Below are 12,634 nucleotides of genomic sequence, written 5' to 3'. Positions count from 1 at the left end.
GATTTCGAAACTTTGAAAACTTCAAAAAAAGGATTTTTATTGCTCTGAACATCAAAAAAGAAAGGGCAAATTTTGTCCTTTCTCGAGCTTAGCTTTTCTTCAACCCACTACAGTTGACAAAGAGCCTGTTTTTATCACTTATAAAATAGATGACCTTAGTCCAAACCGTAGTTGTAGTCATCGTCTTGCATAGCTTCAACTTCACCAAGGAGGTAACCATTTCCGACTTGAGAGAAGAAGTCGTGGTTGGAAGTTCCTGTTGAAATACCGTTCATAACGATTGGGTTGACATCGTCAGCTGAATCTGGGAAGAGTGGATCTTGTCCCAGGTTCATGAGTGCCTTGTTGGCATTGTAGCGAAGGAAGGTTTTGACTTCTTCCGTCCAACCAACACCATCATAGAGGCTCTCTGTATAACCTTCTTCGTTTTCATAAAGAGTATAGAGCAGGTCGTACATCCATTCTTTTAGCTTTTCTTGCTCTTCTTCAGGTAATTCATTGAACCCAAGTTGGAATTTGTAACCAATGTAGGTTCCGTGAACAGACTCATCGCGGATAATCAGTTTGATAATTTCCGCAACGTTGGCTAGTTTGTTGTTACCGAGATAGTAGAGGGGAGTGAAGAAACCAGAGTAGAAGAGGAAGGTTTCAAGGAAGACGCTGGCAACTTTCTTTTCAAGTGGGCTACCGTTTAGGTAGATTTCGTTGACAATCTCAGCCTTCTTTTGTAGGTAAGGATTGGTATTGGTCCATTCGAAAATTTCTTCAATCTCAGCCTTAGTATTCAAGGTAGAAAAGATTGATGAGTAAGATTTTGCGTGGACAGATTCCATAAATTGGATGTTATTGAAAACAGCTTCCTCATGGGGTGTACGGATGTCTGCGCGAAGGGCTTGAACCCCAGTTTCAGATTGCATAGTATCGAGAAGGGTTAAACCACCAAAGACTTTTCCAACCAAGTCTTTTTCTACATTTGATAGCTTTCTCCAGTCATCCAAGTCATTTGACAAGGGAATACGTGTATCAAGCCAGAATTGCTCCGTCAGTTTTTCCCAAGTTGATTTGTCGATGACATCTTCGATGGCATTCCAGTTAATGGCTTTGTAGTAAGTTTCCATTTTGAAATCTCTTTCTGTGTTTAGTATTGCGAACTCACAATTACTTCTATTTTATCATAATTCTAGAGGAGTATCGCACAAAAAGTCGGAAGCCCGACTTTTTGTTATTTCATAGTATAGATGCTTATTCCAGTTTAGTTTAGCAGGGTGAATGAATACTTATCTGAGAAAATGTAGTTTCCTCAAGCAATGATTAAATCACACAGCTTTCACATTGGTTGGCACCGACTTCTCCACCATCATCTGTAAAGGTACGGACGTAGTAGATAGACTTGATACCCTTGTTAAAGGCATAGTTACGAAGGATAGACAAGTCACGTGTCGTTTGTTTGTTTTCTTTCTTCCATTCGTAAAGACCTTTTGGAATGTCACTACGCATGAAGAGTGTGAGTGAAAGCCCTTGGTCCACATGCTCAGTTGCAGCTGCGTAAACATCAATCACCTTACGCATATCCATGTCGTAAGCAGAAGTGTAGTAAGGAATGGTTTCTGTTGACAAGCCAGCAGCAGGGTAGTAGATTTTACCGATTTTCTTTTCTTGACGTTCCTCGATACGTTGCGTAATCGGGTGGATAGAAGCAGAAACGTCGTTGATATAGCTGATAGAACCATTTGGTGCTACAGCAAGGCGGTTTTGGTGGTAAAGACCATCTGCTTGAACCTTGTCGCGAAGTTCAGCCCAGTCAGCAGCACTTGGGATAAAGACATCTTTGAAGAGTTCTTTAACACGGTCTGATTTTGGAACAAACTCGCCTGTAATATACTTGTCAAAGTAGCTTCCGTTAGCATAGTCTGATTTTTCAAAGTTATGGAAGGTAATACCACGTTCACGCGCGATATTGTTTGATTCTACCAAGGTCCAGTAGTTCATGAGCATGAAGTAGATGCTTGTAAACTCAACAGACTCAGGCGATCCATATTCAATCAATTGTTGGGCAAGGTAGCTGTGAAGTCCCATTGCACCAAGACCAAAGGTATGAGCTTGGCTATTTCCGTGGTCGATGGTAGGAACAGCTACGATGTGTGAACTATCTGTAACGAAAGTAAGGGCACGAACCATAGCACGGATAGAACGACCAAAGTCAGGTGAAGTCATCATGTTGACCACGTTGGTTGAACCAAGGTTACATGAAACATCTGTTCCCATTTGAAGGAATTCTTGAGCATCGTTGATCAAGCTTGGTTCTTGAACTTGAAGAATCTCAGAACACAAGTTACTCATGATAATCTTACCATCAACTGGGTTTGCACGGTTAGCCGTATCAATGTTGACAACATAAGGGTAGCCAGATTCTTGTTGCAATTTAGAGATTTCAGTTTCCAAATCACGCGCCTTGATTTTTGTTTTGCGGATATTTGGATTTGCGACTAGTTCATCGTATTTCTCAGTGATGTCGATGTAGTTGAATGGTACACCGTATTCAAGCTCTACAGAATAAGGGCTGAAGAGGTACATTTCTTCATTTTTACGTGCTAATTCGTAGAATTTATCGGGCACTACAACACCAAGTGAAAGTGTCTTAACACGAACTTTTTCATCGGCGTTTTCCTTCTTAGTTGAAAGGAAGGCGATAATATCTGGGTGGAAGACGTTGAGGTAGACAACACCAGCACCTTGACGTTGACCCAATTGGTTTGAGTAAGAGAAGCTGTCTTCGAAAAGCTTCATAACAGGAACGACACCTGAAGCAGCACCTTCATATCCTTTGATAGGAGCTCCAGCTTCACGAAGGTTGCTGAGGGAAATTCCCACACCGCCACCGATACGTGAAAGTTGAAGAGCTGAGTTGATAGAACGTCCGATAGAGTTCATATCATCAGTTACTTGGATTAGGAAGCAAGATACTAACTCCCCACGGCGAGCACGTCCAGCATTCAAGAAGGAAGGAGTAGCAGGTTGGTAGCGTTGGTGGATGATTTCATTGGCAATATCGATTGCAATAGCTTCATTCCCATCAGCAAAATAAAGGGCGTTAAAGAAGACACGGTCTTCCATGCTTTCAAGATAATATTCACCGTCGTTAGTTTTCAAAGCATATTGATTGTAAAACTTATAGGCAGCCATGAAAGACTTGAATTGGAAGTTTTGGTCTTTGATAAATTGAGACAATTCTTCCAAAAATTCTGGACGGTATTTCTTGATAAAGGCTGTTTCGATGTAGTTGTGTTCAATGAGGTAGTTGATTTTATCCTTGATTGAATCAAAAACCATAGTGTTTGGAACTACATTTTCTTTAAAGAAGGCATCCAAGGCTTCCTTATCTTTATGAAGCATGATTTGTCCATTGACAGGACGGTTGATTTCGTTATTGAGACGGAAGTAAGTCACGTCCTCAAGATGTTTTAATCCCATAAAATTTCCCTTATCTAATTACAAAAGAAAGGCTTCTAAGTTAGCCCTAGAAGCAGTTTCTTCTGGATGATGTACTAAGATTATGCTAATTGTTTCAGTTTTCCTGGTTGGAAACCTGAAAAGACTTCAGTTGGTGTTTGGATAACAGGAGCAGCGCTGAAACCAAGCTCTTTAACTTGATCGATGTACTCAGGTTGCTCATCAAGATTGATTTCACGATAAGCGACATTATTACTGTCCAAGAAACGTTTGGTCATTTTACATTGGACACAGTTGTTTTTAGAATAAACGGTTACCATTGTGTAACTCCTCTTTCAAAATAGATTACTTTCTTAGTATATCAGAAAATAAAAATTTGTCAACGATTTAAAACTAAATATAGTGGTCTATTTTTCTGTTCAAGCTCACAAAACACAATATGTAGTGTTTGTTTTGTAAAATAGTGATAATTATCCAATAAGTTGTTTTTTGAAAAACTATATCCTGTGTTTTGTTATCTAAAATAGAAGATTTTCAGCAAGTTATCTGAAAGGAAATCGAATAAATCCCATAAAATGCTTGAAAAAAATCCTAGAAGATGATATAATACCAAATTGTAAGGGTTATCACATATAACTCAAAAAAGAAAGAACAAAAGGAGAGTCAAACTATGGCTTCTAAAGATTTCCACGTAGTGGCAGAAACAGGTATTCACGCACGTCCAGCAACATTGTTGGTACAAACTGCTAGCAAATTTGCTTCAGATATCACTCTTGAGTACAAAGGTAAATCGGTTAACCTTAAATCAATCATGGGTGTTATGAGTCTTGGTGTTGGCCAAGGTGCTGACGTAACTATCTCAGCTGAAGGTGCAGATGCAGATGACGCTATCGCTGCAATCTCAGAAACAATGGAAAAAGAAGGATTGGCATAAGGAAAATGACAGAAATGCTTAAAGGAATCGCAGCATCTGATGGTGTTGCCGTTGCAAAAGCATATCTACTCGTTCAACCGGATTTGTCATTCGATACTGTTTCAGTCGAAGATACAAACGCAGAAGAGGCTCGTTTGGATGTAGCTCTTGAAGCTTCTCAAAACGAGCTTTCTCTTATCCGTGAGAAAGCTGTAGGTACGCTTGGTGAAGAAGCGGCTCAAGTTTTTGACGCTCATTTGATGGTTCTTGCTGACCCAGAATTGATTGGTCAGATTAAAGAAACAATCCGTGCTAAGAAAGTCAATGCTGAAGCAGGTCTTAAAGAAGTGACTGACATGTTCATCACGATCTTTGAAGGCATGGAAGATAACCCATACATGCAAGAACGTGCAGCGGATATCCGCGACGTGACAAAACGTGTATTGGCAAACCTTCTTGGTAAAAAATTGCCAAATCCAGCTTCTATCAATGAAGAAGTAATCGTAATTGCTCATGACTTGACACCATCTGATACAGCTCAATTGGACAAAAACTTTGTAAAAGCTTTTGTAACAAACATCGGTGGACGTACAAGCCACTCAGCTATCATGGCACGTACACTTGAAATTGCAGCTGTATTGGGAACAAATAACATCACTGAAGTAGTAAAAGACGGTGATATCCTTGCCGTTAACGGAATCACTGGTGAAGTGATTATCAACCCAACAGATGAACAAGCAGCAGAATTTAAAGCAGCTGGTGAAGCTTATGCTAAACAAAAAGCTGAATGGGCACTTTTGAAAGATGCTCAAACAGTGACTGCTGACGGTAAACACTTCGAGTTGGCTGCTAACATCGGTACTCCAAAAGACGTTGAAGGTGTTAACAACAACGGTGCAGAAGCTGTTGGACTTTACCGTACAGAGTTCTTGTACATGGATTCTCAAGATTTCCCAACAGAAGATGAGCAGTATGAAGCATATAAAGCTGTTCTTGAAGGAATGAATGGTAAACCAGTTGTCGTTCGTACAATGGATATCGGTGGAGATAAGGAACTTCCTTACTTCGATATGCCGCACGAAATGAACCCATTCCTTGGATTCCGTGCCCTTCGTATCTCTATTGCCGAAACTGGAGATGCTATGTTCCGCACACAGATCCGCGCTCTTCTTCGTGCTTCTGTTCATGGTCAATTGCGTATCATGTTCCCAATGGTTGCCCTATTGAAAGAATTCCGTGCAGCTAAAGCAGTCTTTGATGAAGAAAAAGCAAACCTTCTTGCTGAAGGAGTTGCAGTTGCGGATGATATCCAAGTTGGTATCATGATTGAAATTCCTGCAGCAGCGATGCTTGCAGACCAATTTGCTAAAGAAGTTGACTTCTTCTCAATTGGTACAAACGACTTGATCCAATACACAATGGCAGCAGACCGTATGAACGAGCAAGTTTCATACCTTTACCAACCATATAACCCATCAATCCTTCGCTTGATCAACAACGTTATCAAGGCAGCTCACGCTGAAGGTAAATGGGCTGGTATGTGTGGTGAGATGGCTGGTGACCAAAAAGCTGTTCCACTTCTTGTCGGAATGGGCTTGGATGAGTTCTCTATGTCAGCAACATCTGTACTTCGTACACGTAGCTTGATGAAGAAATTGGACACTGCTAAGATGGAAGAGTACGCTAACCGTGCCCTTACAGAGTGTTCAACAATGGAAGAAGTCCTTGAACTTCAAAAAGAATACGTTAACTTCGATTAATCGAAAAGTCCTTGCAACTTAGTTGCAAGGTTTTTTTATAGTTTAAAATCAGAAAATCTATTAACTAGTTCATAAAATGCTTGACAGATTAAATTTTTAGGAGTAGACTATTTACCAGTTAATTAAATAGTTAAGGAGTTATCCATGAAGAAAAAAAGTTTATTTTTAGTATTGTTAAGTGTCTGTCTTTTGTGTTTAGGGGCTTGTGGTCAAAAGGAAAGCCAGTCAGGGAAAGGGATGAAAATTGTGACCAGTTTCTATCCTATCTACGCTATGGTCAAGGAAGTATCTGGAGATTTGAATGATGTTCGGATGATTCAGTCAAGTAGCGGCATTCACTCTTTTGAACCTTCAGCGAATGATATCGCAGCCATCTATGATGCAGACGTATTTGTTTATCATTCTCATACGCTCGAATCTTGGGCAGGAAGTTTGGATCCAAATCTAAAAAAATCTAAAGTTAAGGTTTTAGAAGCATCTGAGGGAATGACCTTGGACCGCGTCCCAGGCCTAGAAGATGTGGAAGCAGGGGATGGAGTTGATGAAAAAACGCTCTACGATCCGCATACTTGGCTAGATCCTGAGAAAGCTGGAGAAGAAGCGCAAATTATCGCTGATAAACTTTCAGAGGTGGATAGTGAGCATAAAGAAACTTACCAGAAAAATGCGCAAGCCTTTATAAAAAAAGCTCAAGAATTGACTAAGAAATTCCAGCCTAAATTTGAAAAGGCGACTCAGAAAACCTTTGTAACACAACATACAGCCTTTTCTTATCTTGCTAAGCGATTTGGACTTAATCAACTTGGTATTGCAGGGATCTCTCCTGAACAAGAACCAAGTCCACGACAACTAACAGAAATTCAGGAATTTGTTAAAACCTATAAGGTTAAAACGATTTTTACAGAAAGTAATGCTTCTTCAAAAGTAGCTGAAACTCTTGTCAAATCAACAGGTGTAGGTCTTAAAACTTTGAATCCTTTAGAGGCAGACCCACAAAATGACAAGACTTATTTAGAAAATCTGGAAGAAAATATGAGTGTTCTAGCAGAAGAATTGAAATGAGGAAAGAATGAAAATCAATAAAAAATATGTAGCAGGTTCAGTGGCAGTTCTTGCCCTAAGTGTTTGTTCCTATGAACTTGGACGATATCAAGCTGGTCAAGTTAAGAAAGAGTCTAATCGAGTTGCTTATATAGATGGTGATCAGGCTGGTCAAAAGGCAGAAAATTTAACACCAGATGAAGTCAGTAAGAGAGAGGGGATCAATGCCGAGCAAATCGTCATTAAGATTACGGATCAAGGTTATGTGACCTCTCATGGAGACCATTATCATTACTATAATGGCAAGGTTCCTTACGATGCTATTATCAGTGAAGAATTGCTGATGAAAGATCCGAATTATCAGTTGAAGGATTCAGACATTGTCAATGAAATCAAGGGTGGCTATGTGATTAAGGTAGACGGAAAATACTATGTTTACCTTAAAGATGTGGCCCATGCGGACAATATTCGGACAAAAGAAGAGATTAAACGTCAGAAGCAGGAACATAGTCATAATCATAATGCAAGCACAGATAATGCTGTTGCTACAGCCAGAGCCCAAGGACGTTATACAACGGATGATGGGTATATCTTCAATGCGTCTGATATCATTGAGGACACGGGTGATGCCTATATCGTTCCTCATGGCAATCACTTCCACTATATTCCGAAGAGTGATTTGTCTGCCAGCGAATTAGCTGCAGCTCGAGCCTTCTTATCTGGAAAAACTAATCAACCAAGCTCAGTTGGGTATCGTCCGTCAACAAATTCCTCTAACAGTAGCTCATCAGAGACATCGAATAGTAGTTCATATGGACAAACAAATCATAGTAAAGTTGAGACAAACACCAGAAGATGGATTCCAAGTGTTAGCCCACAGGTGGATAATAGTTATCAAGCAAATTCAAGTGAAGACGTATCTACTCTCTTGAAACAACTTTATGCCTTGCCGCTTAGTAAACGACATGTGGAATCAGATGGACTTGTTTTTGATCCAGCTCAGATTACAAGAAAAACTGCGAATGGTGTTGCAGTGCCACACGGAGACCATTATCACTTTATCCCTTATTCTCAAATGTCTGACTTAGAGCAGAAGATTGCGAGAATGATTTCTGAAAATTATCAAGGAAATCATACTACTGCAGGTGGTAAAGAATTAAAACCAATTCCGACTCCAAGCCTTCCAAATCCAATTCCATCTCCTGTTTTGCCAGCTCTTAGCTTAAAACCTTTGAAACCTATTGTAAAGCCGGCTCCTACTCCAAATCCTAAAATAGACTCAAATTCTTCTTTGGTTAGCCAGCTGGTACGAAAAGTTGGAGAAGGATATGTTTTCGAAGAAAAAGGAATCTCACGCTATGTCTTTGCGAAAGATTTACCATCTGAAACTGTTAAAAATCTTGAAAGCAAGTTATCAAAACAAGAGAGTGTGTCACATACTTTAACTGCTAAAAAAGAAAAAGTTGCTCCTCGTGATCAAGAATTTTATGATAAAGCATATAATTTACTGGCCGAGGCTTATAAAGCTTTGTCTGAAAATAAGGGTCGTACTTCTGATTTCCAAGCTTTAGACAAATTAGCAGAACGTTTGAATGATGAATCTTCTAATAAAGGAAAATTGGTAGATGATTTATTGGCATTCCTAGCACCAATTACTCATCCAGAGCGACTTGGCAAACCAAATTCTCAGATTGAGTATACCGAAAATGAAGTCCGCATTGCTCAATTAGCTGATAAGTATACAACTTCAGATGGTTACATTTTTGACGAACATGATATTATCAGTGATGAAGGAGATGCCTATGTAACGCCTCATATGGGACATAGTCACTGGATTGGAAAAGACAGCCTTTCTGATAAGGAAAAAGCTGCAGCTCAATCTTATACTAAAGAAAAAGGAATTCTACCTCCGTCAGCAGACGCAGATGCTCAAGCAAATCCAACTGGAGATAGTGCAGCGGCTATTTACAATCGTGTGAAAGGGGAAAAACGAATTCCACTCGTTCGACTTCCATACATGGTTGAGCATACAGTAGAAGTTAAAAATGGTAATTTGATTATTCCTCACAAGGATCATTACCATAACATTAAATTTGCTTGGTTTGATGATCATTCATACAAGGCTCCAAATGGCTATACCTTGGAAGACTTATTTGCGACGATTAAGTACTATGTTGAACATCCTGATGAACGTCCACATTCTAATGACGGATGGGGAAATGCCAGCGAGCATGTCTTAGGTAAGAAAGACCACAGTGAAGATCCCAAAAAGAACTTCAAAGCGGATGAAGAACCAGTAGAGGAAACACCTGCTGAGCCAGAAGTTCCTCAAGTAGAGACTGAAAAAGTAGAAGCCAAGCTTAAAGAAGCAGAAGGTTTACTTGCTAAAGTAACAGATGCTAGTCTGAAAGGCAATGCGACAGAAACCCTAGCTGGTTTACGAAATAATTTGAGTCTCCAAACCATGGATAATAATGGTATCATGGCAGAAGCAGAAAAATTACTTGCGTTGTTAAAAGGTAGTAATCCTTCACCTGTAAATAAGGAAAAATCAACTAATGAAAAATGAAAGTCTCGATAAAGAGGCTTTCATTTTTATTATGTATATACGAAAAATTCTTGACAAGCAATACTAAAAAGAGTAAACTATTAACTAGTTAATTAACTGGTTTATCATTTTATAGTGAATCAAATAGAGTTAAGAAAAGAGGAAAGAATGAAAATCAATAAAAAATATCTAGCTGGGTCAGCAGCTGCACTTGTTTTAAGTGTCTGTGCTTATGAACTAGGTTTGCATCAAGCTCAAACTGTAAAAGAAAATAACCGTGTTTCATACATCGATGGCAACCAACCAAGTCAAAAGGCAGAGAACTTGACACCTGATGAAGTCAGTAAGAGAGAGGGAATCAACGCCGAGCAAATCGTTATCAAGATTACGGATCAAGGTTATGTGACCTCTCATGGAGATCATTATCATTACTATAATGGCAAGGTTCCTTATGACGCTATCATCAGTGAAGAACTCCTCATGAAAGATCCGAATTATCAGTTGAAGGATTCAGACATTGTCAATGAAATCAAGGGTGGTTATGTGATTAAGGTAGACGGGAAATACTATGTTTACCTCAAGGATGCCGCCCATGCGGACAATATTCGTACAAAAGAAGAGATTAAACGTCAGAAGCAGGAACATAGTCATAATCATGGAGGCGGTTCTAACGATCAGGCAGTAGTTGCAGCCAGAGCTCAAGGCCGTTATACAACGGATGATGGGTATATCTTTAATGCCTCTGATATCATCGAAGATACGGGCGATGCCTATATCGTTCCTCATGGCAATCACTTCCACTATATTCCGAAGAGTGATTTGTCTGCCAGTGAATTAGCTGCTGCCCAAGCCTTCTTATCTGGAAAAGGTAGTCAACCAAGCTCAGTTGGCTATCGTCCTTCGACAAATTCTTCTAGCAGTAGCTCATCAGAGACACCGAATAGTAGTTCATATGGACAAACGAATCAAAGCAATGTTGAGGCAAATACCAGAAGATGGACTCCAAGTGTTAGCCCACAAGTGGATAATAGCTATCAAGCTAGTCCGAGTGAAGACGTATCCAGTCTCTTGAAACAACTTTATGCCTTGCCGCTTAGCCAACGACATGTGGAATCAGATGGACTTGTCTTTGATCCAGCACATATTACAAGAAAAACTGCGAATGGTGTTGCAGTGCCACATGGAGATCATTATCACTTTATCCCTTATTCTCAAATGTCTGATTTAGAGCAGAAGATTGCAAGAATGATTTCTGAAAATTATCAAGGAAATCATACTACTGCAGGTGGCAAAGAATTAAAACCAATTCCGACTCCAGTCCCTGCTCCAGAGCCCAACCCAATACCAAGTCCACAACCTGTACCAAATCCTCAACCAACTCCAAGCAATCCAATTGATAGAAAATTAGTAAAACAGGTGATTCGAAAGGTGGTTGATGGTTATGTCTTCGAAGAGAATGGAATTTCGCGTTATATTTCTGCCAAGGAACTTTCAGCAGAAACTGTTGCAGCCATTGATGATAAACTTGCCAAACAAGAAAGTTTGTCTCATGAGTTAGGAGCTAAGAAAACCAATCTTGCATCTGGTGATCAAAAATTTTACAACAAAGTTTATGATTTACTAGCAACAGTTCACCAAGATTTGATTTCCAATAAAGGGCGCCAAGCTGATTTTGACGCTTTGGATAGACTATTGGAACGTCTCAACGATGAGTCAAGTGATAAAGTCAAGTTAGTTGATGATATCCTTGCTTTTCTAGCGCCGATTCGTCATCCAGAACGTTTAGGAAAACCAAATGCACAAATAGCTTACACAGATGATGAGATTCAAGTAGCCAAGTTGGCAGGCAAGTATACAACAGAAGATGGCTATATCTTTGATCCTCGTGATATCACCAGTGATGAGGGGGATGCCTATGTAACTCCGCATATGAGCCACAGTCATTGGATTAAGAAAGAAAGTTTGTCTGAAGCTGAAAGAGCAGCAGGTCAAGCTTATGCTAAAGAGAAAGGTTTGACGCCTCCTTCAACAAATCATCAAAGTTCAGGAAATACTGAGGCTAAGGGAGTAGAAGCGATTTACAATCGAGTAAAAGCAGCTAAGAAGGTACCACTTGACCGTATGCCTTACAATCTCCAACATACTGTAGAAGTTAAAAATGGAAGTTTGATTATACCTCATTATGACCATTACCATAACATCAAATTTGAGTGGTTTGACGAAGGACTTTATGAGGCACCTAAGGGGTATAGTTTAGAAGAGCTATTTGAAACTGTGAAGTATTATGTCGAACATCCAAATGAACGTCCGCATTCAGATAGTGGTTGGGGCAATGCGAGCGATCATGTTCAAAGAAACCACAATAGTCAAGCTGCTAACAATCAAACAGAGAAACCAACAGAGGAGAAACCTCAGACAGAAAAAATTGAGGAGGAAAAACCTCGCGAAGAAAAACCGAAAAATGAGAAAGCAGAATCTCCAAAACCAAAAGAACCAGAGGAATCAGAAGAAGAATCACTATCGGAACCAGAGGAACATCAGGTTGAAACTGAAAAGGTTGAAGAAAAACTGAGAGAGGCGGAAGAGTTACTTAAAAAGATTAAGGATCCAATTCTTAAGTCCAATGCCAACGAAACTCTCACAGGATTAAAAAATAACCTGTTATTTGGTTCTCAGGACAACAATACTATTATGGCAGAAGCTGAAAAGCTATTAGTCTTGTTAAAGGAGAGTAAGTAACTATACAACTATTATAGAAGATAAAAAGGGAGCAGAATATGGATTCTGTTCTCTTTTTTGGCTCTTTGTCAACTGTAGTGGGTTGAAGAAAAGCTAAGCTCGAGAAAGGACAAATTTCGTCCTTTCTTTTTTGATGTTTAGAGCGATAAAAATCCTTTTTTTGAAGTTTTCAAAGTTTCGAAA

General features: G+C 39.6%; 8 protein-coding genes. 5 read left to right on the top strand and 3 right to left on the bottom strand.

Annotation, left to right across the window (positions count from 1 at the left end):
• Positions 1 to 155: 155 nt before the first annotated feature.
• From nrdF to nrdH, 3 genes are all read right to left on the bottom strand, one after another.
• A complete protein-coding gene (gene nrdF, locus GEZ85_RS08615) occupies positions 156 to 1,118 on the bottom strand; it encodes a class 1b ribonucleoside-diphosphate reductase subunit beta (protein ID WP_000451386.1) in 963 nt (320 codons plus the stop codon).
• 193 nt (positions 1,119 to 1,311) lie between these two features.
• On the bottom strand, positions 1,312 to 3,471 hold the full coding sequence (gene nrdE, locus GEZ85_RS08610) for a class 1b ribonucleoside-diphosphate reductase subunit alpha (RefSeq protein WP_153210048.1): 2,160 nt from the start codon (positions 3,469 to 3,471) through the stop codon (positions 1,312 to 1,314).
• An 80-nt stretch (positions 3,472 to 3,551) separates the two neighbouring features.
• A complete protein-coding gene (gene nrdH / locus GEZ85_RS08605) occupies positions 3,552 to 3,770 on the bottom strand; it encodes a glutaredoxin-like protein NrdH (RefSeq protein WP_000259240.1) in 219 nt (72 codons plus the stop codon).
• A gap of 350 nt (positions 3,771 to 4,120) precedes the next feature.
• Here nrdH and GEZ85_RS08600 point away from each other — a divergent pair, with 350 nt between their 5' ends.
• The 5 genes from GEZ85_RS08600 (at position 4,121) to GEZ85_RS08580 (ending at position 12,451) form a co-directional block, all read left to right on the top strand.
• Entirely contained in the window at positions 4,121 to 4,384 is a 264-nt protein-coding gene (locus tag GEZ85_RS08600) for a phosphocarrier protein HPr (protein ID WP_000146947.1), read from the top strand.
• A gap of 5 nt (positions 4,385 to 4,389) precedes the next feature.
• Positions 4,390 to 6,123: a phosphoenolpyruvate--protein phosphotransferase gene (gene ptsP, locus GEZ85_RS08595; RefSeq protein ID WP_125393844.1), complete on the top strand. Its 1,734-nt coding sequence runs from the start codon at positions 4,390 to 4,392 to the stop codon at positions 6,121 to 6,123.
• A 144-nt stretch (positions 6,124 to 6,267) separates the two neighbouring features.
• Entirely contained in the window at positions 6,268 to 7,185 is a 918-nt protein-coding gene (gene adcAII, locus GEZ85_RS08590; protein ID WP_084947040.1) for a zinc-binding lipoprotein AdcAII, read from the top strand.
• Between the two features lie 7 nt (positions 7,186 to 7,192).
• Positions 7,193 to 9,733, top strand: coding sequence for a pneumococcal-type histidine triad protein (locus GEZ85_RS08585; protein ID WP_153210047.1), 2,541 nt, complete (start codon positions 7,193 to 7,195; stop codon positions 9,731 to 9,733).
• A gap of 147 nt (positions 9,734 to 9,880) precedes the next feature.
• Positions 9,881 to 12,451, top strand: a complete 2,571-nt coding sequence (locus tag GEZ85_RS08580; RefSeq protein ID WP_153210046.1) for a pneumococcal-type histidine triad protein — start codon at positions 9,881 to 9,883, stop codon at positions 12,449 to 12,451.
• Positions 12,452 to 12,634: the final 183 nt, after the last annotated feature.

This window comes from Streptococcus mitis, from assembly GCF_009496205.1.
GTDB classification, from domain to species: Bacteria; Bacillota; Bacilli; order Lactobacillales; family Streptococcaceae; genus Streptococcus; species Streptococcus mitis_BN.
Note: the sequence above shows the minus strand (reverse complement) of the source record. Positions and strands in the feature narration are given on the sequence as shown.

Excerpts from the sequence above, each read along its gene's own strand:
- nrdF (WP_000451386.1), bottom strand. The coding sequence starts at position 1,118 with ATGGAAACTTACTACAAAGCCATTAACTGGAATGCCATCGAAGATGTC.
- nrdE (WP_153210048.1), bottom strand. The coding sequence starts at position 3,471 with ATGGGATTAAAACATCTTGAGGACGTGACTTACTTCCGTCTCAATAAC.
- nrdH (WP_000259240.1), bottom strand. The coding sequence starts at position 3,770 with ATGGTAACCGTTTATTCTAAAAACAACTGTGTCCAATGTAAAATGACC.
- GEZ85_RS08600 (WP_000146947.1), top strand. The coding sequence starts at position 4,121 with ATGGCTTCTAAAGATTTCCACGTAGTGGCAGAAACAGGTATTCACGCA.
- ptsP (WP_125393844.1), top strand. The coding sequence starts at position 4,390 with ATGACAGAAATGCTTAAAGGAATCGCAGCATCTGATGGTGTTGCCGTT.
- adcAII (WP_084947040.1), top strand. The coding sequence starts at position 6,268 with ATGAAGAAAAAAAGTTTATTTTTAGTATTGTTAAGTGTCTGTCTTTTG.
- GEZ85_RS08585 (WP_153210047.1), top strand. The coding sequence starts at position 7,193 with ATGAAAATCAATAAAAAATATGTAGCAGGTTCAGTGGCAGTTCTTGCC.
- GEZ85_RS08580 (WP_153210046.1), top strand. The coding sequence starts at position 9,881 with ATGAAAATCAATAAAAAATATCTAGCTGGGTCAGCAGCTGCACTTGTT.